This is a genomic window from Streptomyces sp. M41(2017) (genome assembly GCF_002078175.1).
Taxonomy (GTDB): Bacteria; Actinomycetota; Actinomycetes; order Streptomycetales; family Streptomycetaceae; genus Streptomyces.
On record NZ_MWFK01000001.1, the window covers coordinates 2,314,777 to 2,339,807 of the forward strand.

Consider the following 25,031-nt stretch of genomic DNA (forward strand, 5'->3'; position numbering starts at 1 on the left):
GAGGGTGGGCGCTGCCATGGAGAAACTGGGGGCGGGGGACCCGCGGCAGATCGGGGCGTACCGGCTGCTGGCACGGCTCGGCGCCGGCGGCATGGGGCACGTCTATCTCGCCCGGTCCGACCGGGGACGGACCGTCGCCGTCAAGCTCGTCCGTGCGGAACTCGCCGAACAGGAGGAGTTCCGGGCCCGGTTCCGCCAGGAGGTGCAGGCCGCGCGCCGCGTCGGGGGGTACTGGACCGCGCCCGTCCTGGACGCCGACACCGAGGCCGTGATCCCGTGGGTGGCCACCGGCTACGTCGCCGGGCCCTCGCTCCAGACCGTCGTCGGACACGACCACGGCGCGCTGCCCGAGCGGTCCGTGCGCATCCTCGCCGCCGGACTCGCGCACGCCCTCCGGGACATCCACGCCGCGAACCTCATCCACCGCGACCTCAAGCCCTCGAACGTCCTGGTCACCATCGACGGTCCGCGCGTCATCGACTTCGGTATCGCCCGCGCCCTGGAGACGGTGACCGACGGCGGGCTCACCCGCACCGGCGCGCTCGTCGGATCCCCCGGTTTCATGGCCCCCGAGCAGGTGCGCGGCGACCGCGTCACCCCCGCCTGCGACATCTTCTGCCTCGGCTCGGTCCTGTCGTACGCCGCCACCGGTGCCCTGCCGTTCGGCGCGTCCAACAGCGGTGTGCACGCGATGATGTTCCGCATCGCGCAGGAGGAACCCGATCTGTCGGGAGTTCCCGAGAGCCTGTCCGACCTCGTGCGCGCCTGCCTGCGCAAGGACCCCGCGGCCCGTCCCGGCCTCGACGAGATCCTCGCCCGCACCGGCGCGGAGGACACCGTCGCCGACGGCCGCACCCGCGACCCCTGGCTGCCCAGCGCGCTGGTCGCCCAACTCGGCCGTCACGCAGTGCAGTTGCTGGACACCGAGGACCCCGACGAGCGGCAGGCGCCCGCCGTCGCCGCTGCCCCGGCCCGCCCCGCTCCGCCGCCCGCGCCCGAACGGCCGCTCCCCGTACCGGACATGTCCAGGCCGCCGGCCGCCCCGCCCGTCCCCGCGGGCCCGCCCTCCGCCTCTTCGCCCGCTTCCCCGTCCGCCTCCTCCGCGACGCCCGGCGCGTCCGCGGAGGCGTCCCCGGAGCACGCCCCCGCCCCGCCCGACGACGGGTCGGCCCCGTCCGCACCGGTCGGCCATCTCCCGACGGTCGTCGCGGGCCCGGGAACCACGCCTCCGCCGGCCCCCGCCGGCCCTCACCCCGCGTACGGCTATCCGCAGCAGCACCCGCAGCCGACCGGCCAGGGCCCGGCTCCCGCGTACGGCTATCCGCAGGCCGGCTGGGGCGGACCCCGGGCGCCGTACGGCTCGACGCCCCCGTACGGCCCGGGTGCTCCCACCCCGTACGGCCCCGGCGGCTCCACCCCGCCCTACGGCCCGACCCCGCCGTACGGTCCCACCGCCGTCCCGGCCGGACCCGGACCCGCGCGCCGCAGCGGCCGGTCCACCGCCTTCCTCGTCGTGGTGGCCCTGGTCGTCGCGCTCGGCGCGGGCGGCAGTGTGTACGCGCTGATGAACGGCGGCGGCAGCGGCGGCGACGACTCCAAGGCGTCCCCCGCGACCTCCGCCGGGCCCGCGTCACCGGACGGGAGCGCCTCGCGGGCGCCGTCCGCCGCGTCCGCCTCCCCGAGCGCCGGGGACCCGGCCGCGGGCACCGTCCCCGAGGCCTTCCTCGGCACCTGGGACACCACCATCGACAACGCCACCGGCCACAACACCCGCCGGCTGACCATCCGGCAGGGCGAGGTCGGCGACCCCGTGCTCACCCTCACCGCCGACGGCCCGGCCGGCAGCGGCACCTACCACTGCGTCTTCGAGGCCACTCTCACGGGCGCACCGGCCGGCGGAACACTGGCGATCGGCCCCTCCCAGGTCACCTCCGGCGAACCGCTGTCCTCCTGCTCCCCGGGCGCCGCGTCCGAGATCACCCTCCTGTCGGACGGCGGTCTGCGCCGGGTGAACACGACCTCGGGCGAGGCGCTGGTCTACGAGAAGAGCGGCTGAGCCCGCCCACGGACGAGGCATCGCGGACCCGTCACGCGGGACGTCAACGCATCTTCTCCCGAAGGCTGTTGAAGTTCACCCCTTGTATGTCGGCCGTTCCCCGGCGGCGCCGTACGGTGACCGCACCGCAGCGCCCGGGGGAGTGACTCGCAGTGGAGTGGCTGAGCGCAGAGAACGTCGTGGCCGTCGGGACCGCCGTCATCGGTGTCGTCGCCTCCGCCGTCATGGTCTGGTACGAACGCAGGGTGCCCCGCCGGAAGCGGCTGGGCTACCGCGTGCAGATGGACAACCCCATCGGCGACGACGTCCGCTCGGGGCGCGCGAACGTACGGCTCGGCCTGTTCGACGAGACCCCCGGCATGTCCGACGCCACCCTCGTGCTGCTGCGGATCGAGAACGACGGCGCGCAGAGCATCGCCGGTGACGACTACACGAGCCGCGAACGGCACGGCCTGACCGCCGTGTTCACCGACCGGACCATCCGCGGTGTCTCCGTGACCCAGCCGCCCGGCACCGACCACCTGATGGACCACTTCACCGCGGCGGCGGGCCTCGGCTACGCGGACGGCACCCTGCGCATCCCGCGGGTCCCGCTCAACCGGGGCGAGCACTTCAAGGTGCTCGTCCTGCTGTCCGGCGGCGACGTGGGATGCCCGATACGGCTCATCGGCGGTATCCGCGACGGCGAGGTCCGGCCCAATCGCAGTACGACACCGGACGACCAGCCGCCGTTGTTCAGCCGCGCCGCCCGGCTGATCACCGTGCTGCTCACGGTGTGCGTCGTCACGCTCGCGCTGATCGTCGTGCTCCGCGACGACTCGCCGCCCCCGATCGGCTGCGCGCGGGGCACCCTGACGGTGACCGGGTCCACCGCCTTCGCGCCCGTGATGCGCGAACTCGCCGAGAAGTACGAGGAGGACTGCGCGGGCGCGACGATCACCGTCGACGCCCATGGCAGCACCGCCGGGGTGCGCGAACTCGACGCGGCGGGGCAGGAGTCGAAGAACGGATCACCGGCCGTCGTCGCCCTCTCCGACGGTCCCAAGCCGGGCGACTTCCCCCGGCTGCGGGAGAACCGGGTCGCGGTCTCGGTCTTCGCGCTGGTCGTCGACGACGACATCCCGCTCCGGAACCTGTCGCTGGCGGACGTACGGCGCCTGTACCGGGGCGAGATCAGGAACTGGAAGCAGCTCGGCGGACCCGACCGGCCCGTCCTGCTCGTCAGCCGGGACGCCAACTCCGGTACCCGGCAGGTGTTCCAGCGCCGGGTGCTCGGGCGCGGCGAGATCGCCAACTCCTCGCTGGACTGCGTCCACAAGGACGACGCGACGGCGCCGCTGGTGCGCTGCGAACTCGACTCCACCGACCAGGTGCTGAACACCGTCGCCCGGCTGCCCGGCGCGATCGGCTACAGCGAGCTCAACAACGCCATCGGGCACCAGGGCCTGCACCGGCTGGGCCTCGACGGTCACACCGCATCCGTCGAGGACCTGGAACACGGCACCTCGGACTACCCGTACCGCGAGATCGAGTACGCCTACACCTACGGGCAGCCGCCGGCCGACTCGCTCGCCTCCAGCTTCCTGTCGTACGTCGGCCGGGGCAGCGGCCAGGACGTCGTCCGCACCCACGGCCACCTGCCGTGCGGGACGCCGGTGGGGCTGAGGATCTGCGGCGCGGGCTGACGCTCCCGCGCCGACCTCACCGGGGGGCCGACCTCACCAGGGGCCGTCCTCAGCGGGGCTCCGGCGGGCGCTGACGGGGCATGTTCGGGCGGGTGCCCGGCGGCAGCGGGACCCGGCCGTTGAGATGCGACCCGTCGACCCGGGGCGCGCCGACCGTCGACGACTGGATGCCGAGCGGCGCCGGACCCGTACGGAACTCCACCATCCAGTCCGCCGTCTCCGTGCGCACCAGTTCCGTGACGTCCTCCGAGAACTTCCGCAGCACCCCGAGACACCGCTCGGCCGCCTCGCCGGCGGTCCCGTCGGTGGGGCCGAGCACCTCCCGCACACTCTCCGACGCCCAGTCGAACTGGAGCACCTGAAGGCGGCGCTGCACGGCCTGCGCGGTGGCCACGTCCCTTATCCAGCCGGAGGTCACGCCGAAGAACCGGTCGACGGCGACACAGGCGACGGCGAGCAGCAGCGCCAGATACCCCCAGGGCGCCACCCCGCCCACCGACCCGGTCAGGTCGAGCAGCGGCAGCGCGGCCCCGGCGACGGCGCCGACCGCGGCCCCGCACCGCAGCAGCCGCGCGCCCCACCGCTTCCCCGTCCGGTCGCCGAGGTACCAGGACGCCGTGTCGAGGGCGCCCTGCTCCACCCAGCGGTACAGCTCGTGGAGCCGGTCGGCCGGCTCCCCCCAGTCACCCAGCGGAAACGGCCGGCCCGTCAGATCGCCCGGCCGCAGCCCCGCCCCCTCGCTCCGCCCCTCCTGGGGCGGACCATCGGGCTGCATCTCCGGCTGGCTCACCCGGCACTCCCTCACTGACGGCGGTGACGACGACGGACGACAACGGCGCCGGCACCCGAAGACGGCGGACCCCGGCGCACGACGGCACCGGCGGAGCGCGCAGGCGCGGCCGACGACGCTGACCGTGCGTGACGCCAGGTGACGCGTGGTACGAATGCGCCGCCCCCTTCCTACCGCCCAATGGGTGGCGATGGACCGGGTTTCATCGCTTTTCCGCCCGGAAGAGGGCCTTGATCAGGTATAGGCGTCAAGACGGTCTCACTCGAAAGAGTGCTTGGGCGACGGGCCGGTCGACCACGTAGGCTCGTGCTGGACAGGAAAAACGGTCCGTACAGCCGTACTCGAAACCAGGAGCTGATCGTGATTCCCGGTGGTGGCCAGCCCAATATGCAGCAGTTGCTGCAGCAGGCCCAGAAGATGCAGCAGGATCTGGCGAACGCCCAGGAGGAACTGGCACGGACGGAGGTCGAAGGCCAGGCGGGAGGCGGTCTGGTCCGGGCGACCGTGACGGGTTCCGGAGAGCTCCGCGGTCTGGTGATCGACCCGAAGGCGGTCGACCCCGAGGACACCGAGACGCTCGCCGACCTCGTCGTCGCGGCCGTCCAGGCGGCCAACGAGAACGCCCAGGCGCTCCAGCAGCAGAAGCTCGGCCCGCTCACCCAGGGGCTCGGTGGCGGCAGCGGCATTCCCGGTCTGCCTTTCTAAGACCGGCGGCGGCCAACTACCGTACGCACAGGGAAAAGACGTAAGACGGAACCAGGCGGTACCGAAGCACTCGGAAAGGCAGTCCGTTGTACGAAGGCGTGGTCCAGGACCTCATCGACGAACTGGGGCGGCTCCCCGGCGTCGGTCCCAAGAGCGCGCAGCGGATCGCCTTCCACATCCTCCAGGCCGAGCCGACGGACGTCCGCCGGCTCGCGCAGTGCCTCATGGAGGTCAAGGCGAAGGTCCGCTTCTGCGCGACCTGCGGCAACGTCGCGCAGGAGGAACTGTGCAACATCTGCCGCGATCCGCGCCGCGACCTCACGGTGATCTGTGTGGTCGAGGAGCCGAAGGACGTCGTCGCGATCGAGCGGACCCGTGAGTTCCGGGGCAAGTACCACGTCCTGGGCGGCGCGATCAGTCCGATCGAGGGCGTCGGCCCGGACGACCTGCGCATAAGGGAACTCCTCACCCGTCTCGCCGACGGCACGGTCACGGAGCTGATCCTGGCGACGGACCCGAACCTGGAGGGCGAGGCCACCGCCACGTACCTCGCCCGCATGATCAAGCCCATGGGCCTCAAGGTCACCCGCCTGGCCAGCGGCCTCCCGGTGGGCGGCGACCTGGAATACGCGGACGAGGTCACGCTCGGCCGTGCCTTCGAGGGGAGACGACTCCTAGATGTCTGACGCCACGCTGCACGCGACGAGCCCCGACCCCGACGACTTCTCGGTCCAGATCGCGGACCAGGTGGAGAGCTTCCTGGTCGCCGTCACCGAGGTGGCCAGGGGCGACGAGCCGGATTCGGCCGTGCCCTTCCTCCTCCTGGAGGTGTCCCAGATCCTCCTCGCGGGCGGCCGTCTCGGCGCGCACGAGGACATCGTCCCCGACGAGCGCTACGAGCCCGACCTCGGTCCCGAGGCGGACGTCGACGGCCTGCGCGAGCGGCTCGCGGTGATGCTGGAGCCGATCGACGTCTACTCCGAGGTCTTCGACCCCTACGAGCCCCGCAAGGCGCCGGTCGCCTGCCGTATCTCCGACGACCTCGCCGACGTCATCGCCGACCTGCGCCACGGCATGGCCCACTACCGCGCCGGCCGGACCACGGAAGCCATGTGGTGGTGGCAGTTCTCCTACTTCTCGAACTGGGGCTCCACCGCCTCCGGGGCCCTGCGCGCCCTCCAGTCGCTGGTGGCGCACATCCGCCTGAACCAGCCCCTCGACGACCTGAACGGCCTCGACACCGACCAGGACCTCGGCGAGGACGCCCTCGCGGAGGAGGCGGGTCAGGTCATGGCCCAGGAGATCGCCGGCCCGCTCGGCCTGCGCACCGTCAAGTAGCCCGCTCGTCCGTCCCGCACCCGGTGCCGCGCGATGTGACACCGGGCACTTTCGGAGTGGCCGGGCCGAAGGACGGGCAGGTGCCGTCTCGGAGCGGCCGGATGTCCCTTGCTGACCTGACATCCCGAGTGATCACGTCGTGAGCGGGACATCTCACGATGCGATACCTCGGAAGGGAAATCCGGCCGCTCGTTAGACTGAGCCGACCGCAGTTGTGCGGTGCAGAGACGGATTGAGCGAGGAGCGCACGTGGGCCTTGTCGTGCAGAAGTACGGAGGTTCCTCCGTAGCCGATGCCGAGGGCATCAAGCGCGTCGCCAAGCGAATCGTGGAAGCGAAGAAGAACGGCCACCAGGTGGTCGTGGTCGTTTCCGCGATGGGCGACACGACGGACGAGCTGATCGATCTCGCCGAGCAGGTATCTCCGATGCCCAGCGGACGAGAGTTCGACATGCTGCTGACCGCCGGAGAGCGGATCTCGATGGCCCTGCTGGCCATGGCGATCAAGAACCTGGGCCACAGCGCCCAGAGCTTCACCGGCAGCCAGGCAGGCGTCATCACCGACTCGGTCCACAACAAAGCCCGGATCATCGACGTCACCCCCGGCCGTATCCGTACGGCGCTCGACGAGGGCAACATCGCCATCGTCGCCGGGTTCCAGGGCGTCTCGCAGGACAAGAAGGACATCACCACGCTGGGCCGCGGCGGGTCCGACACCACGGCCGTCGCGCTGGCCGCGGCGCTCGACGCCGAGGTGTGCGAGATCTACACCGACGTGGACGGTGTGTTCACCGCCGACCCGCGCGTGGTGAAGAAGGCGCAGAAGATCGACCGGATCGCCTTCGAGGACATGCTGGAGCTCGCCGCGTCCGGCTCCAAGGTGCTCCTCCACCGCTGTGTGGAGTACGCCCGCCGCTACAACATCCCGATCCACGTGCGCTCGTCCTTCAGTGGACTCCAGGGCACCTGGGTCAGCAGCGCACAGAACCAGCAAGGGGACCAGAAGGTGGAGCAGGCCATCATCTCCGGTGTCGCGCACGACACCTCCGAGGCCAAGGTCACGGTCGTGGGCGTCCCGGACAAGCCGGGCGAGGCCGCCGCGATCTTCCGCGCCATCGCCAACGCCGAGATCAACATCGACATGATCGTGCAGAACGTGTCGGCGGCCACCACGGGTCTGACGGACATCTCCTTCACCCTCCCCAAGACCGAGGGCCGCAAGGCCATCGACGCCCTGGAGAAGGCGAAGGGCGTGATCGGCTTCGAGTCGCTGCGCTACGACGACCAGATCGGCAAGATCTCCCTCGTCGGCGCCGGCATGAAGACGAACCCGGGTGTCACGGCGGGCTTCTTCGAGGCCCTCACCGACGCCGGCGTCAACATCGAGCTGATCTCGACCTCCGAGATCCGCATCTCGGTCGTCACCCGCGCCGACGACGTGAACGAAGCCGTCCGCGCCGTGCACAGCGCCTTCGGACTCGACTCCGACAGCGACGAGGCCGTCGTCTACGGAGGCACCGGGCGATGACCGGACGACCGACGCTCGCGGTCGTGGGTGCGACCGGAGCCGTCGGCTCGGTCATGCTCCAGATCCTGTCCCAGCACGCGGACATCTGGGGCGAGATCCGTCTGATCGCCTCACCGCGCTCCGCCGGCCGCAAGCTGGCCGTGCGCGGTGAGGAGGTCGAGGTGGTGGCCCTGTCGGAGGAGTCCTTCGACGGAGTGGACGTCGCCATGTTCGACGTCCCGGACGACGTGGCCGCCCAGTGGGCCCCGATCGCCGCCGCGAAGGGCGCGGTCGTCGTCGACAACTCGGGAGCCTTCCGGATGGACCCGGAAGTGCCCCTCGTCGTCCCCGAGGTCAATCCGCACGCCGCGCGCGTGCGCCCCCGCGGGATCGTCGCGAACCCGAACTGCACGACCCTCTCGATGATCGTGGCGCTCGGTGCGCTGCACGCCGAGTTCGGGCTGCGCGAACTCGTCGTCTCCTCGTATCAGGCCGTGAGCGGCGCCGGCCGCGCCGGCATCGACACCCTGCGCCGGCAGATGTCGCTGGTCGCCGGTACGGAACTGGGCACGAGCCCCGGTGACGTCCGCCGGGCCGTCGGCGACGACACGGGCCCCTTCCCGGAGCCGGTCGCGTTGAACGTGGTGCCCTGGGCCGGGTCGCTCGCCGAGGACGGCTGGTCCTCGGAGGAGATGAAGGTCCGCAACGAGACGCGCAAGATCCTCGCGCTGCCGCAGCTGAAGGTCGCCGTGACCTGTGTCCGGGTCCCCGTCGTCACCACGCACTCCCTGACCGTCCACGCCCGCTTCGAGGGCGAGGTCACCGTCGACAAGGCGCGGGAGATCCTGGCCACCGCGCCCGGTGTCGTGCTGTTCGACAATCCCGCCGCGGGCGAGTTCCCCACCCCCGCCGACGTGGTGGGCACCGATCCCACGTGGGTCGGACGGGTCCGCCGGGCCCTGGACGATTCGACGGCCCTCGAACTGTTTGTGTGCGGCGACAACCTGCGCAAGGGTGCTGCATTGAACACCGCTCAGATCGCGGAGCTGGTGGCGGCGGAGATCGTCGGCGCCTGACCCCGGACGTCCGGACCCGCGCCGTTCCGCAGGTTCTGCGCCCCCGATGTCCACCAGCCGGAATCTTGGTGGCCGTTCCGGGAGACCTTTGTAGGATCTGCGTTGGTTCAGTGATCAATTTAATGGTCCGGACCACTTGAACCGACCCGTGTCGGCGTCCGAAGATTTCCTCCCCGCTCTCCGCAACCGCGCGGAGGGCGGGGAGCGTCTTTGCGGTCGCCGTTCAGGGGCGACGGGGCAGCGGGCAAACGGGGCACAGGGGAAGAGCTGGTACGCATGAGGGCATCTGGTGCATCGTCGCGCACGCCGTACGGCGTTCCGGCGGGCGGTCCAACGGGCGTACCGGAAGGTGGTGTTCAGGCCAAGACGGCATTCATCGCCAATGTGACGCCCGTCGCGTACAACCCTCCAGGGGGGACGTGTGTCCAACTGGCGTGGCAGAGGTACTCGAATTCACCGCGGTACAGACGAGGGGCACCGCCCTGCGTCCACCCCGCCGACTCCGCAGCCCCGGCGCGCCCGGCGGCATGCCGGTGATCGCGCCCATGCCTGCGACGCGGCCTACCCGCATTCCGGACCAGCGTGACGGCGCCGAGGACATCGCGGCGGCGGGCACGACCGTCGACCATCTCACCGAGACGTACCGGGCGCACTACCGCTCGCTCCTCGGTCTGGCGGCACTCCTCCTCGACGACACCGCCTCCTGCGAGGACGTCGTCCAGGAGGCCTTCATCCGGGTGCACTCGGCGCGCAAGCGCGTGCGGGACCCGGAGAAGACGCTCGCCTATCTGAGGCAGACCGTCGTCAACCTGTCTCGTTCGGCCCTGCGCCGTCGCATCCTCGGCCTCAAGCTCCTCTCGAAGCCGATGCCCGACATGGCGAGCGCCGAGGAAGGCGCCTACGACCAGTTGGAGCGCGACGCGCTGATCAAGGCGATGAAGGGACTCCAGCGCCGCCAGCGCGAGGTCCTCGTCCTGCGCTACTTCGCGGACATGACGGAGGCCCAGGTCGCCGAGACCCTCGGCGTCTCCCTGGGCTCCGTCAAGGCGTACGGCTCACGCGGTATCGCCGCGCTCCGCGTCGCCATGGAGGCCCAGGCATGAGCGCCTCCGACGATCGGTGGCGTCCCGGCGACCCGGGGCGCCCGGAACCCGAGCACAAGCAATCGCACGCTGGGAACGGAACTGTGAACCACGGCCCAGACGAACAGCCCGACACGCACGGGCAGGACGGCCCGGAAGCCGAGGGGTTCGGCTCGGACGAGCTGGCGCTGCGCCGACTGCTGCACCAGGCGGTCGACACGATCGAACCCACCGACGGCACCCTGGCCCACCTGCGCCGCGCCGTGCCGGCCCGGCGGGCCCGCAAGCGCCAGGCCGTGGTCGGTATGGCCGCCGCCGCGCTCTTCATGGGCACGGCGATCCCGGCGGCGGTGCACGTCTCCAACTCCTCCGGGTCGGACGTCAACCCGTCCAACGCGGCCAACAGCTCCGCCGCCCAGGGCGGCGCGAACCAGGACAAGGGCACGGGCAGGGGCGACGGCAAGACGGCGGGCGGCTCGGGCGGCACCTCCAAGGGCAAGGACTCCGGCGGCCGGACCGAGAAGCCGGACAAGGGCAAGGGCGCGGGCAGCGGTGCGGCCACGGGCGGCGGTGCCGACCCGTCGGCGTCGGCCCTGAGCGCGGCCGCGTGCACGACGGAGCAGCTCGGCGGAGCCGCCGGCACCACCGCCGGCCCGGACGCCGCGGGCGCCGTCTACGGCTCCTTCACCGTCTCGAACGTCTCCACCACCGCCTGCACCGTCACCGGCGCGGGCAGCTTCAACGCCACCGCCCAGGGCGCGGCGCAGCAGAGCAAGGTCGGTGTGGCGACGCATGTCGCGGGCGACGCGGCCGGCGGGCTGCCCGACCCCTCGGCGGAGGTGACCTCCCTGGTCCTGCAGCCGGGCGGCTCGTACGTGGTGAAGTTCGCCTGGGTGCCCTCGGAGACCTGCCCGACCATCCCGCCGTCCCCGGACCCGACGCCCACCGAGGGGGCCACCGACACCGGCGGCACATCGTCGGAGGGTGTCGGTGCCGCTCCGCAGCTCTACACCGAGGACGGTACGCAGGACGGCAGCGTCACCGTGTCCAGCACGGCGGCCACGGGAGGCGCGGGGGCCTCGGTGAACGTGCCCAACGCCTGCGCCGGCACGGTCATCCACACCGGAATCCTGACGTCCGCCTGACCGGTCGCCGCCACCACCGGCGGCGTCCGGCCACCGGGCGGCGCGGGAACCCGCTGCTCGTCGGCGGACACCGGCGGACTGGCCCGGCGTTCTCGCGGACGTCGACGGCGCAGTCACCGCAGACTCGACAGACGGCCCTTTGCGGCCGCCCGGCGGCGGATGCGTGAAGGGCCTTCGCGTTCACGGGCCGGCGGCGGCGGGACGGGCTCGGCGGCCCGTTCCGGGGCCCGCGCGGTCGCTACGCGGTGGTGGAGGGTGTGGCGTCGGCGGCGGCTTCGTCACGGGCACCGTCTCCGTCGCGGTCGACCGTGGTGTCGCCCTCGCCGTCGCCGACGGTGTCGCCGGCACCCGTCTCCGGGACGGCCGCGGATCCGGGGGCGTTGCCCTCCTCGGGTCCGGCGTCCGGGAACAGGCCCAGCTCGGCGTCGCGGGCGAACTCGACCTCGCGGCGCAGCAGCCGGAACCACATGAAGACGACGAAGCCCGCGAAGACGAACCACTCGCCGGTGTAGCCGAGGTTCTGGAACGCCTTGAGGTCGAGCCCCGTGTTCTGCGGGGCGGCCGGAGGCACCGCCTTCATGCCGGCGTCGGCCTTGTCGAGGGTGATCCACGCGTCGTACGGGGTGTACGGCACCAGGTTCACCAGGGACGCGGCGCTGATCGCGGCGGTCTGCCCCGAGGGAAGTCCGCCGGCCGTGCTGACCCCGTTCGACCCGGGGCTCTCGGAGGCCTGCAGGGCGCCCGTCACGGTGACCTCGCCGCCGGGGGCGGCCGGGGCCTTCGCCGGGTCGGCCGCACCGGGCAGCCAGCCGCGGACCACGGGCAGTGCCTTGCCGCCGTCCACACGCAGCAGCGTCAGGACGTAGAAGCCCTGCCTGCCGTCCAGTTCGCGGTCGGGCACGAGGAGCTGCTTGCCGTACCGGCCCGTCGCGAGGGTCTGCTTTCCTGACGTCTGCGTCGTGACGGGCAACATGCCGGCCAGCGGCCTGGCGGGGTCCGTCTCGGCCGCCGAGGCCGCCTTGTCCGCCGTCCGGTGGTCCTGCACCCGGTCCTCGAAGCGCCCCAACTGCCATGACCCCATGAAGATGCAGAAGGGGATGGCCAACAGCACGAAGACGTTGATCCCCCACCAGCGGGGCGTCAGCAGGAACCGGTACACATCGTCCACGGTACGGTGCCGCCCCGCGGCACTCGGCCGTGGGGCCCGCTCAGTAGCGCTCCACGAGACGCTCCCGGCCCGCCGGCGGCTCGTACGGCTCGGGCCAGAAGTCCGTGACCGTCGTGATCCTGCCGTCCTCGCCGGCGGTGAAGAACGTGACCGCCTGCATCTCCTCCGGGCCCACGGTGAGACGGATCCACGAGACGGCGTGACCGGACTCGGCCACGACCCGCTCGATCCGCGCGTGCCAGTCGCCCGGGTACTCGCGGTTGAACGCGACGTAGCGCTCTCTGCCGCTGATGCGCTCCCGTGTCTGGGGCAGGGTGTAGACGACGTCCTCGGCGAGCAGGCCGGCGAAGGCCTCCCAGTCCCGGGCGTCGGCCGCGGCCCAGTAGCTCTCGACGGTGGTGCGCAGATCGCTCATGCCAGAAGTCTGCATCCCGCCACTGACACAGCACCTGACCTGCGGGGACGTGACATCGGCCGGACGCGGTCCGGTCCGGGGCCGGGACGCGTGGCGCTCGGCCGCGGGAGAGTTGTCCACAGGCTGGGGATCCCGTCGGCGCGCTGCGGCCCGGGCCAGGCACTATGGGGCCATGACTGAGAGCAGCAGGTCCACCGAGCAGCAGCAGGCCGACATGCCCGACTGGGAGAAGCGCTTCCGGGCACCCCGGGTGTCGCTGCCGGACTGGGCGGAGGACGCCCCGCACCGCTCCCTGTTCGTCTCGAACGCGACCGGGACGTACGAGCTGTACGCGTGGGACCGTGCGACGGGGGAGCAGCGCCAGGTCACCCACCGGGCGAACGGCACGACGGACGGTGTGCTCTCGCCCGACGGCGCGTGGATCTGGTGGTTCGACGACAAGGACGGCGACGAGTTCGGCATCTGGCGCCGCCGCCCCTTCGAGGCCGCCCTGGTCGACGGCGAGACCGACGAACCGGCCGTCCCCGATCTCGACGCCTCGTACCCCGCGGGCCTCGCCATCGGCCGCGACGGACGGACGGCCGTGGTCGGACGCTCGACGGACGACGACGGTTCGACGATCCACCTCGCGCGCGCAGGCGAGTCCCCGGTGGAGATCTACCGGCACCGCGAGTCGGCCGGAGTCGGCGACCTCGCGCACGACGGCTCGCTGATCGCGATCGAGCACACCGAGCACGGCGACGCGATGCACTCCGCGCTGCGGGTGCTGCGCCCGGACGGCTCCGCCGTCGCCGAGCTCGACGACACCGAGGACGGCACCGTCGAGCTGGGGCTCGAAGTGCTGGGCTTCGCCCCGGTGGACGGGGACAGCCGGCTGCTCATCGGACATCAGCGACGGGGCCGCTGGGAGCCCCTGGTGTGGGACGTGGCGACCGGCGAGCAGACGGACCTGGCGCTCGACCTCCCCGGTGACGTCGCCGCCGAGTGGTATCCGGACGGCTCGGCCCTCCTCGTCGCCCACAGCTTCGAGGCCCGCAGCGACCTCTGGCGGTACGACCTCGCCACGGGCGAGCTGACCGAGGTCCCGACCCCGCCGGGCACGGTCTCGGGGGCGACGGCACGCCCCGACGGCACCGTGGAGTACCTGTGGTCCTCGGCGGCCGAGCCGTCGGTGGTCCGCTCCACGACCGGCGCGGTCGTCCTGGACCCGCCCGGCCTGAAGTCCCCGGGGTCGGTCCCCGTGGAGGACGTCTGGGTCGAGGGGCCCGGCGGCCGCATCCACGCCCTGATCCAGAAGCCGGCCGGCACCACCGGTCCGCTCCCCACCGTCTTCGACATCCACGGCGGTCCGACCTGGCACGACAGCGACTCGTTCGCGGCGGGCCCGGCAGCCTGGGTCGACCACGGCTATGCGGTGGTCCGGGTCAACTACCGCGGCTCCACGGGCTACGGCCGCGCCTGGACGGACGCGCTCAAGCACCGCGTCGGCCTCATCGAGCTGGAGGACATCGAGGCGGTCCGCGCCTGGGCGGTGGAATCCGGTCTGGCCGACCCCGAGCGGCTGATCCTCACCGGCGGTTCCTGGGGCGGCTACCTCACCCTCCTCGGCCTCGGCACGCAGCCCGACGCGTGGACGCTCGGTATCGCCGCCGTCCCGGTCGCCGACTACGTCACGGCGTACCACGACGAGATGGAGGCACTGAAGGCGATGGACCGCACGCTGCTCGGCGGCACCCCGGAGGAGGTCCCCGAGCGCTTCGAGGCGTCCTCCCCGCTGACCTACGTCGACGCGGTGAAGGCCCCCGTCTACATCTCGGCCGGCGTGAACGACCCCCGCTGTCCCATCCGCCAGATCGACAACTACGTCACCCGCCTCGCCGCCCGCGAAGCCCCGCACGAGGTCTACCGCTACGACGCGGGCCACGGCTCCCTGGTCGTCGACGAACGCATCAAGCAGGTCCGCCTGGAACTGGACTTCGCGGAGCGGTACTTGGGGAAGTAGGCGGAGCGGTAGCTGTACCTCGCCGCTGTAGCTGTAGCTGTGCCTGGTGCCTGGTGCCTGGTGCCTGGTGCCGGGTGCCGGGTGCCGGGTGCCTCTGGCTGAGGCATGGCGATGACTATGGCTACGGCTATGCCCTGGGCGGCTCGGCTACGGCTCGGCTACGGCTCGGCTACGGCCTGCCCAGGGTGACCCGGCCACGCCCCCCCCAGGGGCACCCCGGCTACGACCCGGCCCGCCGCCGGGGACGCCGTCCGAGCAACTCCGCGAGGCCGCGTCGGGTCGCCGCGAGGACCACACGGTCCTCGGGCTTCAGGACGTAGGTGGCGGGCAGGTCCCACACCAGACTGGGGCCGCGCGAGGAGGCCGCCGAAGCCGCCCGGCGCTGTCCCCGGGGCGCGGTGTCGAGGGCGAGCACCCGCCACGACCCGGCCCGGAAGGCCTCACCCACCGTGCGCCCCTCCAACTGCGGATGGCCGCCCACGTCGATCGCGGCGAACAGCAGCACGCGCCGCTCGACCGGAATCGCCCCGAGGATCTGCCGGCCCATCATCGCCCCGGCGAACGCCGGCGCGGCCAGATGGGACACGCTGCGACTGCGGGTGAGCGCGCCGGGATGCGCGGCCCGCAGGGTGCGGTACACGGCGGTCGCGAAGTCGTCGTCGTACAGCCGCAGGACGACGCGCAGATCGGGCTGCACGCTGCGGGCGTACAGCACGGCCTCCAGGTTCGTGGTGTCCGCGCTGGTGAGGGCCAGCAGCGCGTGGGCCCGGCGGATCTTGGCCGCCTCCAGCACCCCTTCCTGCGTCACGTCGCCCAGCACGACCGGCACACGCAGTCGCCGGGCGAGTGCCAGCCCACGTGCCTCCGGATCGGCCTCGACGCACACCACCGGGATGTGCAGCTCCCGCAGCCGGGCCAGCACGCGGGTGCCGATCTTGCCGACGCCGAGCAGCACCACGTGCCCGGACAGACCGCGCGGCGGCTTGCGCAGCGCGGACCCGCTGCGGAACGTACCGAGCGCCTCCAGCACGGCGGCCAGCAGTACCGGCAGGAGCAGCAACCCGACCATGCCGGAGCAGAGTTGGAGGATCTGGCGCCCCAGTGGCTCACCTATGGCCGGGTCGTTGATGGCGAACAGATCGAGCAGCGTCAGATACGTCGCCTGGAGGGGTTTCTCGCCGGTGACCAGCATCGAGGCGACGGCGAGCCCGACCACGCACGCGACGAGTCCGGCGAACGACCAGCGCAGCCGCCGCGAGAGCAGCGAACCGAAGGACGGGACGACGCCGCGACCCGAGGACAGTTCGGGACCGGCGTACGAGACGTTCTCCAGGACGACGGTGCCGCGCCCGGTGGCGCCGGCCACCGCTCCTTCGTCGGGCAGCAGTTGAGGTCCCTGGGATCCGCTGCCCTCCGAACCGTCGGCGCCGGCCGGGTCGTTGGCCGTCGCGGACAGCAGGGCGAGGGTGCACAGGCCGGGATCGGCGACCTCGCCGGGGGCCGGCGGTGGCCGCTCGACCGCGCGGAGCATCAGCCCGTCGGTCTGGACGACCTTGCTGGTGCCGGCCACGGCGGTGGCGGCCAGCGCGGGGGCGGCGGTGTCGGCGTCGGACAGGACGGTGGTGGACGCGTCGTACACGTCACGGCCCGGGTCGCCGGGATCGGCGGGGTCTCCTGAGGTGCCGGGCCCCTGTGCCCCGGCGCGGAGCGGGGCGCCGGCGAGGGCGGAGGCCTGGTCGAGGAGGGCCTCGATGTGCTGTCCGAGGCGCCGGTTGTAGAGCCGCAGGACGAGCCGGATCCGCGGGTTGAGCCGTCGGGCGGTGAGGGCGGCACGGATGTTGGTCTCGTCGTCGTCGTACACGAGCGCCAGCGCGGCGGCCCGCTCGACCCCGGCGTCGCCGAGCACGTCCTCGGTCGACTCCGCGGCTTCCACGACCCGTTCGGAACCCGGCGGCTCGCCGACGCGCGCACTCGCGGGGGCGGTGCCGTCCCCGCCCCCGTTCCCTCCGGTCGCCCCACTGCCGTTCCCGTTCCCGGACCCGGAGGCCCGGTTGACGGCAGCGGAGACGCGGTCGAACAGCGCGGTGGCCCGTGTCCGCCCGACCACCGGCGGTCGCACGCTCCGCTGCGCGGGCGGTACGACGAGGGTGACCTGTTCGCCGTAGACCCCGCGCAACTCGGCGGCCAGCCGGTGCGCCAGGGCGCCGTCACCGGCCACCACCATGTGAGCGGCGGCGGTGTCGGGCGAGGCGCTCGGAGACGGAAGGTTCACCACGGGAGAGAAGACTGCCGCACGGGCGCGGGCGGTTCCAGTGCCGGATGAGACCCGCCCGTCGCCGCTCGGTCCGCCGGGACGAGACGCGGGTCACAGGCGGTGATGTCACAACGGACGCGGTCCGTCCCGTCCAAGGGGTTGAAGCACCACGGGAGGCCACCGCATGTGCGGCACACGTGACATAGGAGAAGCCATGGAAGCCCGTCTGAACCTCTTCGCCAGCCCGGTCGCCGCGAAGTTCGGGAAGCACCTCAACGCGGCGGGCAAGGTGCTCGCCGACTCGACCCTGCCGGCCGCGACGCAGGAACTGGTGAAGCTCCGCGCCAGCCAGATCAACGGCTGCGGTTTCTGCACCGACATGCACACCAAGGACGCCGAGCACGCCGGCGAGACGTCGGTACGCCTCAACCTGGTCGCCGCCTGGCGGGAGGCCACGGTGTTCACCGACGCCGAGCGCGCGGCCCTGGAGCTGACGGAACAGGCCACCCGCATCGCCGACGCGGCGGGCGGCGTCACCGACGAGTGCTGGGCGAACGCCGCCAAGTACTACGACGAGGAGCAACTCGCCACTCTGGTCTGCGTCATCTCCCTCATCAACGCCTTCAACCGGGGCAACGTCATGATCCAGCAGCCGGCGGGCGGTTACCGGCCGGGGCAGTTCGCCTGAGGGGGCCCACGGGGGGCACGGCGGGGGCCCGGTCGCCATCGTGCGACGGGGCCTCTGCCAGTACTTTCTCCTCCCGCCCGCACGACCGGGTCCCCGGACGGGGAACCGCCCGCCCCCAGCGCGCCCTTGTGCGCGTCCTCCCCGCGCTGCTGCCATGTCGACATCGGCACCGACGAGGCCAGAGGGGGCAACCATGCTTCAGCTCACCGTCGTTCGATGGAATCGGTTCGGACACGACCGTCTCTACGCCAATCTTCCCGACGGCACGGCGGCAGGCTGGGCCGACCGCACGACGGGCACGATCACCGTCCTGCTCACGGACTATCTGGGCCCGGTGACGTCCGTCCTCGCACCGCACCTGCCGGGAAACAGGCCGGACTCACCGGCAACGGAAGCCCCCTCGCACACCGGGGCACCCCTCCGTGAGGGAGCGTCGTCCCACAGGGGCGGGCCGTCCTCCGAGGGGGAACCGTCGCGTGCGGAGTCACCGTTCCGTGGGGGAGTGCTGTCCCGCGGGGGCGCACCGTTCCCCGAAGGGTCGCCGTCGCACGGGGGCACGCCGTCCCGCCGGACGGTGCCGGACTTCCGCGGTCGCCAGAACGGGCTGCGCAACGCTCCGACACCGGAGGCAGCACCGGTGGAGAAGGCGGCGGCGACGCCCCACCTCATGGCCCCCACGAGCCCTACGAGCCCTACGAGCCCTACGACTCCGATGGCCCCGCTCCACCCACCCCTGACTCCCCTCCTCCCACCCCTGACCCCACTGGACGACCTGGCGGAGAACGCGCCCGGTACGGCACTCCGGCCGAGGATCGACGAGGGCTCGGCGGGTCCCGTCGCACGGGCCCTGGCCCGCATACTCGGCCGCCCGGCCGACGGGGAGTCGTGGCGCAAGGGCGCGGGGGGCGAACGCCGCGTCGGCGCCGAACTCGACCGGCTGCGCCGGCACGGTTGGCACGTCCTGCACTCCATCCCGTTGCCCGGGGACGTGGACCTCGACCATCTCCTGATCGGGCCCGGCGGAGTCTTCAGCATCAACACCAAGAACCACCCGGGAAAGCCGGTCTGGGTCGGCGACGACGCCGTGAAGGTCGACAACGGGGACCCCCGGCCGTACGCCCGCAGGAGCCGATCCGAAGCGGAGCGGGTCCAACGCGTCCTCGGCCACTACTGCGGCTTCACCGTCCCGGTCGACCCGGTCCTCGTCTTCGTCGGCATCACCGACCTGGAGGTCGAAGCGACCCAGCTCCGGGTGAGGGTCTACAGAGAACGCGAGGTCTCCTCCCTGGCCCCCTTGACCGGCGTCTGGACCCCGGCCCAGGTCACACACATCCACAGCGTCGCCCGCCACCGGAGGACCTGGCTGGAGGCTTGATGGAGGGGGACGGGGACGGGTATCCCAAGATCCGCCCCAGGATTTCTCCCGGGAGTGCCCGCAAAAGCAGAAGGACCCCCTGTACTCACATGGGGTCCTTCTGGTGATCTACCTGTCGGGGTGGCGGGATTTGAACCCACGACCTCTTCGTCCCGAACGAAGCGCGCTGCCAAGCTGCGCTACACCCCGATCGTCGCTGCTCTCGCGGCGACGTCGTTTACTTTAGCCCACTGGTGCCCGGAGACGAAATCCGGTTTTCGAGGCCTCGTACGCGGCGTCGGACCGGGTCCGGGCGGACGTGGTCGACCGCGACGATGAGCAGGGCCAGGGCGTAGAAGGCGACGCCGAGGATGGCGGTGTTGCCGAGGACGCCCGCGTAGCCGTGGCGCTCCGCGTCGACGAAGGGGTACAGGTAGCGGACCGGGTTTCCCGGCGCGATCGCCGCCCCGCGGGCCAGGGAGAAGACCAGGTAGGCGAGCGGGTAGAGCAGCCAGGTCACCGCGTTCCGGAACGCCAGCGGGGCCGGTCGTGTCAGCAGGAGCCAGTCGAGGACCACGGCGATCGGGGTCACCGTGTGCAGGAGATGGTTGGCCACCGCATGCCAGCCGGAGAGCGTGTCGACGCCTCCGGTCATGGAGAACGGGCTCGACTCGTTCGCCAGGAGCAGGTGGTACACCAGGCCCGTGATCGAGATGTAGATCAGCGTGCCGCCCGTCAGCACCCCGGGCAGGGGGCGCCGGGCCGACCAGGCCCGGCGGGCCGATGCCGCGAAGACCAGCGCGACCAGCACGTTCGTCTGGATGGTGAAGTAGCTCAGCACCCGGACCGGACTGCCCAGCTTCACGTCGATGGCCACGCCCGCCGCCGCCGCGAGCGCCACCAGGATGCGGAAGACCGCCGTGAACGGGCGGCGCGTGGGCGTGACGACCGCCGTCGCCGGGACGAAGGAGACGATCGGCGGGGAGATACCCGGTATCGCGGGGAGATCGGGTATGTCCCGGGGCATGGGGGTGATCATGGCCCCACGCTAAGCGGATCGGTCGAATCGGGCGATATGGGATGCGGCGAGTGGGTGTCGTCGGAGTGGAGCGGCACGGAGGGAGCGACCCGGAGGGGCCGAGCGCGGAGTGGCACGGAGGGAGCGACCCGGAGGGACCGAGCGCGGGGTGGGCTCCAGTACAGGGGAGCGGGGTCCGGTACAGCGGGGCGGGATCCAGTACGAGGGGGTGGTGGCCGCTGCCCGTGGCGTCCGTGGTCCGGTGCGGGATCGCCGGGGCGTCCTCCGAAGATGCCCCGGCGGGACGGGGAGCGATCCCGTTCCGCGTCGCCCGTGCTTCCTACTGGCGGGCCACCAAGGTGAGCAGCGAAGCCTCCGGCGGGCACGCGAAGCGGACCGGGGTGTAGCGGTTCGTGCCGCAGCCCGCTGAGACGTGCATGTAGGAGGTCCGGCCCTCCGCCGTGTGCGTGGAGAGGCCCTTGACGCGGTCCGTGTCCAGGTCGCAGTTGGTCACGAAGGCGCCGTAGAAGGGGAGGCAGAGCTGGCCGCCGTGGGTGTGGCCCGCCAGGACCAGGGGATAGCCGTCGGCGGTGAACGCGTCCAGGGTGCGCAGGTACGGGGCGTGCACGACGCCCATCGAGAAGTCGGCGGACTCGGACGGGCCGCCGGCCACGCGTGCGTACCGGTCGCGCTTGATGTGCGGGTCGTCGAGGCCCGTCAGCTCGATCTCCGAGCCCTCTATCTTCAGGGTGCCCCGGGTGTTCGTCAGGTTGAGCCAGCCCGCGGTGTCGAAGCCGTCCCGCAGGTCCTCCCACGGGTTGTGGATGGCGCTCACCGCGGGTTTGTTGCCGTTCAGTCCGTGACGGCCCTGGGCTTTCTCGAACAAGTACCGGGCGGGGTTGCGGAGTTTGGGGCCGTAGTAGTCGTTCGAACCGAAGACGTACGCCCCCGGGAACTCCATCAGGGGGCCCAGCGCGTCCAGGACCTCGGGCACGCCCTCCGGGTCCGAGAGGTTGTCCCCGGTGTTGATCACGAAGTCGGGCCGCAGGCCGGCCAGGGAACGCAGCCAGCGCTGCTTCTTGCGCTGCCCGCCGACCATGTGGATGTCGGAGACCTGCAGGACGCGCAGCGGTCGCATGCCCGGCGGCAGGACCGGGACCGTCACCCGCCGGAGGCGGAAGGAACGGGCCTCGAACCCTGCCGAGTAGAGCAGACCGGCGGCGCCCACCGCCGTGATTCCCAGGGGTACTCCGTATCGCGCGCGCATACGTCCATCGTGTCAGACCCCGCCAAGTCCGCGTGCCCCCCTGTGGACAACCCCGTACGAAAGCGCGTGGCTTCTGCCGGGAGGGCGTTGGGGGACCGGCGGGCACGCTGCGAAATCAACGGGCGGCCACCTCACCGCACCTGCGACACTTGGCGGCATGACCACGCTCAAGTCGAAGTTGCAGGAAGACCTCAACGCCGCGATCAAGGGGCGCGACGAGCTGCGCTCCTCGACGCTCCGGCTCACCCTCTCCGCGATCACCAACGAGGAGGTCGCGGGCAAGACCAAGCGCGAGCTCTCCGACGACGAAGTGCAGAAGGTGATCACGCGCGAGGCCAAGAAGCGCCGTGAGGCTGCCGAGGCCTTCGCGCAGGGCGGGCGTGCCGAGTCGGCCGAGCGGGAGCGGGCGGAGGGCGAGGTTCTCGCCGCGTACCTGCCCAAGCAGCTGTCCGACGAGGAGCTCCAGCAGATCGTCGCGCAGGCGGTCGAGGAGGCGAAGTCGGCGGGCGCCGAGGGGCCGCGTGCCATGGGCCAGGTCATGAAGATCGTGAACCCGAAGGTGGCCGGTCAGGCCGAGGGCGGACGTGTCGCCGCCATCGTGAAGCAGCAGCTCGCGGGCTGATCCGCGGCCGGGCCGCACCGTCGCGGGGTCCTCGTCCCGCAAGAGCGACGAGTGACGAGTTTGCGAGTCGTGGGCCCGTGGATCGTGGGCTCCGTGCGGCGCGCGGTGCGTGACGTGCCAGCACGTCGGCAGGGCAGCGGAAAGGGCACCTTCGAGGCGAAGCGGGAAGCGCGTGTGCCGCTTCCTCCGCCACGAAGGTGCCCTTTTCCATGACCGACGTCGGAACGCCGGAACGCCGGGGCCTACGGGTCAGCGCTGGCCGCCGTCCCCATTGCCGCCGTTGCCGTTTCCGCCGTTCCCGGTACCGCTGTTGCTGTTCCCCTGGATGAATCCCTCGGGGATGGAGAAGGAAGGCGTCGGGAACGTCCCGCCGCCCCCGTCGTTCTGGCCGCTGATGGTGTTTCCGAGGGTGGTGGCGCCGTTGACGGTGCCGCCCGGATTGCCGTTCTGGTCGCCGTTGCCGTCGTCGTCGCGGCCCTTGTCGCGGTTCTTGTCCTTGTCGAGGTCGGGGATGTCGACCTTGTTGAAGGGAGGGGCGTCCTTGCCGACCAGCGCGCCCGTCATCAGGTCCCGCCAGATCGGTCCGGGGACCTCACCGCCGTAGACCTTGTCGTGGTAGACGCCGCCGATCGAGATGCCCACCATGTGGACCCGCTGGGAGGCGCTGCCGACCCAGACGGCGCCCGACAGGTTCGGCGTGTAGCCGACGAACCAGGCGTTCTTGCGCTCGTCGGTGGTACCGGTCTTACCGGCGTTGGCGCGGTCCGTGAGGCCGGCCTGCTGGCCCGTACCGGAGTCGATCACGCCGCTCAGCAGGGTGCTGACCGTGTCCGCGGTCTTCTCCGACATGGCCCGCGAGCACGTCGACTTGGGCACTTCGATGGACTTCTCGCGCTCGCCGACCTGCTGGCTGATCGACTCGATGGCGATCGGCGTGCAGTACATGCCGCGGGACGCGAAGGCGGCGTACGCCGTGGCCATCGTGAGCGGCGAGATGCCCTTGGCGCCCAGGGCGATGGACGGCACCTGGGGGAGCTTGTCGCCGTTGCCCTGCACGACGCCAAGCTTGTCGATCTGGTTGATCACCGGGCAGAGGCCGATGTCGGAGATCATCTGCACGAAGTAGGTGTTGACCGACTTCGCCATCGCCTCCTTCAGCCGGTAGGGACCGACCTCGGAGGCGCTCTCGTTCGGGACGATCTCGTTCGACTGGTTCGTCCAGGGCTTGCTGCTGCAGGTCTGCACGGGGCTGGGGTACGGCATCTTGTTCGGCGACGAGTACTGCTGCGTCGCCGGCTTGCCCTGCTCCAGTGCCGCCGCGGCCACGAAGGGCTTGAACGTCGAACCGGTCGGGAAGCCGTAGTTCGAGCCGCCCATGCCGTAGTTCACCGAGTAGTTGTACTCGGTCTCGTTCTTCCCGTAGCCGTACGGCTTCGACTGGCCCATTCCGAGGATCTTGCCGGTGCCGGGCTCCACCAGGGTGCCCGCCGCCGCGACCTTGTCGGACTTGTTGACGTGATCCTTTATCGAGGTCTGGATCGACTCCTGGGCCTGCGGGTCGAGCGTCGTACGGATCGTCAGACCGCCCTGGTTCCAGAGCTTGGCGCGGGCCTCCCGCGTCTTGCCGAAGACCGGGTCGCTCTTGAAGACGTTCTCCACGTACTTGCAGAAGAAGCTGGCGCCCGCGACCGCCGTGATGCAGCCGTTCTTCGGCTGGCTGACGTGCAGCCCGAGCTTGGCCGCCTTGGCCTTGTCGGCCTCCTGCTGGGAGATGTCGTGCACCTCGGCCATGCGCTGCAGGACGGTGTTGCGGCGCTTGGTGGCCTCCTCCTCGTCGTTCACCGGGTCGTACCGGCTGGGCGACTGGACGATGCCCGCGAGGAGCGCCGACTCCTGGAGGTTCAGGTCCTTGGCGTGCTTGGAGAAGTAGCGCTGGGCGGCGGCCTCGACCCCGTAGGCCTGCTCGCCGAAGAACGTGATGTTCAGGTAGTTCTCGAGGATCTTCTTCTTGCCCAGCTTCTCTTCCAGCTGGATCGCGTACTTCAGCTCGCGGATCTTGCGGCCGATGGTCTGCTGGGTGGCCTGCGCGACCTTCGTCGGGTCGTCACCGGCCTCCTCCACGAAGTAGTTCTTCACCAGCTGCTGGGTCAGGGTGGAGGCGCCCTGGGCCACTCCGCCGTTCTGCGCGTTCTGGTTGACCGCGCGCAGGATGCCCTTCAGGTCGACCGCGCCGTGCTGGTAGAAGCGCGAGTCCTCGATCGCGACGATCGCCTTCTGCATGTACGGCGACATGTCCTTGAGGTCGACCACCGTGCGGTCGCGCGAGTACACCGTCGCGATCTGACCGCCCTTGCTGTCCAGGATCGTCGTCCGCTGGCTCAGCGCGGGACTCTTCAGGTTGTCCGGAATGTCGTCGAATCCCTGGACCGAACCCTTGGCCGCGAGGCCGAGCGCGCCGGCGGCGGGCAGGGCGATTCCGGCCATGACGGCGCCCGCGAGCACGCTGACACCGAGGAACTTGGCGGCCTGCTGCGTAGGGGACAGACCACCGCCCGAGCGCTTCTTTGGCATGAGGGCAGCCTACGTTCTCATTCGCCGGACACGCGTATATGCCTTGGCCTAAGCTGCTCTCAACTGTCACAGCAGTGCGGCTACGTATCAATACGTCCGGCGACCCCGAATCGTTCCGGACGGTCCACGATTGTTGTGGAGGGCGTGTCCGAATCAGCCTTGTGTGTCACCCGGCGTCCGTTGTGACTCAACTGAACTGTCCCGGTTTGCCGGGATCATCACGCATGTCCTCAGCTCACTCCCCCGGGTGATCTGCCGCTTACGCATAGTCCGTTCGGGCCATTCAAGA

The 25,031-nt window shown here is 71.4% G+C and carries 20 protein-coding genes and 1 tRNA gene; 13 read left to right on the top strand and 8 right to left on the bottom strand.

Going from position 1 to position 25,031, the window contains the following annotated elements; translation table 11 throughout:
* The first annotated feature begins 16 nt into the window (after positions 1-16).
* Complete coding sequence (locus B0675_RS10205) at positions 17-2,056, top strand: serine/threonine-protein kinase (protein WP_081218499.1); 2,040 nt, start codon at positions 17-19, stop codon at positions 2,054-2,056.
* Between the two features lie 152 nt (positions 2,057-2,208).
* Positions 2,209-3,741 carry a substrate-binding domain-containing protein gene (locus B0675_RS10210; protein WP_081218500.1) on the top strand — a complete coding sequence of 511 codons (1,533 nt, stop codon included), beginning with the start codon at positions 2,209-2,211 and terminating at the stop codon, positions 3,739-3,741.
* Between the two features lie 49 nt (positions 3,742-3,790).
* Here B0675_RS10210 and B0675_RS10215 read toward each other — a convergent pair whose 3' ends face one another.
* The gene (locus tag B0675_RS10215; protein ID WP_081218501.1) at positions 3,791-4,531 is read right to left on the bottom strand and encodes an SLATT domain-containing protein; all 741 of its coding nucleotides are present in this window, start codon (positions 4,529-4,531) and stop codon (positions 3,791-3,793) included.
* A 360-nt stretch (positions 4,532-4,891) separates the two neighbouring features.
* Between B0675_RS10215 and B0675_RS10220 the strand changes: the two genes are divergently transcribed.
* From B0675_RS10220 to B0675_RS10250, 7 genes are all read left to right on the top strand, one after another.
* Entirely contained in the window at positions 4,892-5,236 is a 345-nt protein-coding gene (locus B0675_RS10220; protein WP_081218502.1) for a YbaB/EbfC family nucleoid-associated protein, read from the top strand.
* Between the two features lie 86 nt (positions 5,237-5,322).
* Positions 5,323-5,922 carry a recombination mediator RecR gene (recR, locus tag B0675_RS10225; protein ID WP_081218503.1) on the top strand — a complete coding sequence of 200 codons (600 nt, stop codon included), beginning with the start codon at positions 5,323-5,325 and terminating at the stop codon, positions 5,920-5,922.
* A complete protein-coding gene (locus tag B0675_RS10230) occupies positions 5,915-6,574 on the top strand; it encodes a DUF5063 domain-containing protein (protein WP_081218504.1) in 660 nt (219 codons plus the stop codon). The genes recR and B0675_RS10230 overlap by 8 nt, the downstream gene beginning before the upstream one ends.
* Before the next feature lie 249 nt (positions 6,575-6,823).
* On the top strand, positions 6,824-8,101 hold the full coding sequence (locus B0675_RS10235) for an aspartate kinase (RefSeq protein ID WP_081218505.1): 1,278 nt from the start codon (positions 6,824-6,826) through the stop codon (positions 8,099-8,101).
* Entirely contained in the window at positions 8,098-9,156 is a 1,059-nt protein-coding gene (locus B0675_RS10240) for an aspartate-semialdehyde dehydrogenase (RefSeq protein WP_081218506.1), read from the top strand. Before B0675_RS10235 ends, B0675_RS10240 begins: the two co-directional genes overlap by 4 nt.
* A gap of 434 nt (positions 9,157-9,590) precedes the next feature.
* Entirely contained in the window at positions 9,591-10,259 is a 669-nt protein-coding gene (locus B0675_RS10245) for a SigE family RNA polymerase sigma factor (RefSeq protein ID WP_081218507.1), read from the top strand.
* Between the two features lie 83 nt (positions 10,260-10,342).
* Complete coding sequence (locus B0675_RS10250) at positions 10,343-11,383, top strand: hypothetical protein (protein ID WP_081218508.1); 1,041 nt, start codon at positions 10,343-10,345, stop codon at positions 11,381-11,383.
* Positions 11,384-11,621: 238 nt separating this feature from the next.
* Here the strand turns inward: B0675_RS10250 and B0675_RS10255 are convergent, their stop codons facing one another.
* Positions 11,622-12,542, bottom strand: coding sequence for an SURF1 family protein (locus B0675_RS10255; RefSeq protein WP_081218509.1), 921 nt, complete (start codon positions 12,540-12,542; stop codon positions 11,622-11,624).
* A gap of 49 nt (positions 12,543-12,591) precedes the next feature.
* On the bottom strand, positions 12,592-12,966 hold the full coding sequence (locus B0675_RS10260; protein ID WP_081218510.1) for a nuclear transport factor 2 family protein: 375 nt from the start codon (positions 12,964-12,966) through the stop codon (positions 12,592-12,594).
* 172 nt (positions 12,967-13,138) lie between these two features.
* On the opposite strand from B0675_RS10260, the gene B0675_RS10265 reads away from it, so the two are divergent.
* Positions 13,139-14,968, top strand: coding sequence for a prolyl oligopeptidase family serine peptidase (locus tag B0675_RS10265; RefSeq protein WP_081218511.1), 1,830 nt, complete (start codon positions 13,139-13,141; stop codon positions 14,966-14,968).
* A gap of 220 nt (positions 14,969-15,188) precedes the next feature.
* Here the strand turns inward: B0675_RS10265 and B0675_RS10270 are convergent, their stop codons facing one another.
* Positions 15,189-17,192: an NAD-binding protein gene (locus B0675_RS10270; protein ID WP_081221704.1), complete on the bottom strand. Its 2,004-nt coding sequence runs from the start codon at positions 17,190-17,192 to the stop codon at positions 15,189-15,191.
* 244 nt (positions 17,193-17,436) lie between these two features.
* Between B0675_RS10270 and B0675_RS10275 the strand changes: the two genes are divergently transcribed.
* Positions 17,437-17,910, top strand: a complete 474-nt coding sequence (locus B0675_RS10275; RefSeq protein ID WP_081218512.1) for a carboxymuconolactone decarboxylase family protein — start codon at positions 17,437-17,439, stop codon at positions 17,908-17,910.
* A 712-nt stretch (positions 17,911-18,622) separates the two neighbouring features.
* Positions 18,623-19,285 (top strand): nuclease-related domain-containing protein, encoded by a 663-nt coding sequence (locus tag B0675_RS10280; RefSeq protein WP_241539745.1) that lies wholly within the window; start codon positions 18,623-18,625, stop codon positions 19,283-19,285.
* Positions 19,286-19,400: 115 nt separating this feature from the next.
* On the opposite strand, the gene B0675_RS10285 is transcribed toward B0675_RS10280, so the two are convergent.
* The 3 genes from B0675_RS10285 to B0675_RS10295 all read right to left on the bottom strand — a co-directional run bounded on the left by B0675_RS10285 (position 19,401) and on the right by B0675_RS10295 (position 21,549).
* A tRNA-Pro gene (locus B0675_RS10285) sits at positions 19,401-19,474 on the bottom strand.
* A 28-nt stretch (positions 19,475-19,502) separates the two neighbouring features.
* Positions 19,503-20,303, bottom strand: a complete 801-nt coding sequence (locus B0675_RS10290) for a Pr6Pr family membrane protein (RefSeq protein WP_107482599.1) — start codon at positions 20,301-20,303, stop codon at positions 19,503-19,505.
* A gap of 319 nt (positions 20,304-20,622) precedes the next feature.
* Positions 20,623-21,549, bottom strand: a complete 927-nt coding sequence (locus B0675_RS10295) for a metallophosphoesterase (protein WP_081218513.1) — start codon at positions 21,547-21,549, stop codon at positions 20,623-20,625.
* 157 nt (positions 21,550-21,706) lie between these two features.
* Between B0675_RS10295 and B0675_RS10300 the strand changes: the two genes are divergently transcribed.
* Positions 21,707-22,171, top strand: coding sequence for a GatB/YqeY domain-containing protein (locus B0675_RS10300; protein ID WP_081218514.1), 465 nt, complete (start codon positions 21,707-21,709; stop codon positions 22,169-22,171).
* A 249-nt stretch (positions 22,172-22,420) separates the two neighbouring features.
* On the opposite strand, the gene B0675_RS10305 is transcribed toward B0675_RS10300, so the two are convergent.
* On the bottom strand, positions 22,421-24,742 hold the full coding sequence (locus tag B0675_RS10305; protein ID WP_081218515.1) for a transglycosylase domain-containing protein: 2,322 nt from the start codon (positions 24,740-24,742) through the stop codon (positions 22,421-22,423).
* Positions 24,743-25,031 lie beyond the last annotated feature (289 nt).

Coding starts and splice junctions, on each gene's coding strand:
- B0675_RS10240 (WP_081218506.1), top strand. CDS start 8,098: ATGACCGGACGACCGACGCTCGCGGTCGTGGGTGCGACCGGAGCCGTC.
- B0675_RS10265 (WP_081218511.1), top strand. CDS start 13,139: ATGACTGAGAGCAGCAGGTCCACCGAGCAGCAGCAGGCCGACATGCCC.
- B0675_RS10260 (WP_081218510.1), bottom strand. CDS start 12,966: ATGAGCGATCTGCGCACCACCGTCGAGAGCTACTGGGCCGCGGCCGAC.
- B0675_RS10270 (WP_081221704.1), bottom strand. CDS start 17,192: ATGGTGGTGGCCGGTGACGGCGCCCTGGCGCACCGGCTGGCCGCCGAG.
- B0675_RS10280 (WP_241539745.1), top strand. CDS start 18,623: ATGGCCCCGCTCCACCCACCCCTGACTCCCCTCCTCCCACCCCTGACC.
- B0675_RS10305 (WP_081218515.1), bottom strand. CDS start 24,742: ATGCCAAAGAAGCGCTCGGGCGGTGGTCTGTCCCCTACGCAGCAGGCC.
- B0675_RS10295 (WP_081218513.1), bottom strand. CDS start 21,549: ATGCGCGCGCGATACGGAGTACCCCTGGGAATCACGGCGGTGGGCGCC.
- B0675_RS10230 (WP_081218504.1), top strand. CDS start 5,915: ATGTCTGACGCCACGCTGCACGCGACGAGCCCCGACCCCGACGACTTC.
- B0675_RS10205 (WP_081218499.1), top strand. CDS start 17: ATGGAGAAACTGGGGGCGGGGGACCCGCGGCAGATCGGGGCGTACCGG.
- B0675_RS10275 (WP_081218512.1), top strand. CDS start 17,437: ATGGAAGCCCGTCTGAACCTCTTCGCCAGCCCGGTCGCCGCGAAGTTC.
- B0675_RS10290 (WP_107482599.1), bottom strand. CDS start 20,303: ATGATCACCCCCATGCCCCGGGACATACCCGATCTCCCCGCGATACCG.
- B0675_RS10300 (WP_081218514.1), top strand. CDS start 21,707: ATGACCACGCTCAAGTCGAAGTTGCAGGAAGACCTCAACGCCGCGATC.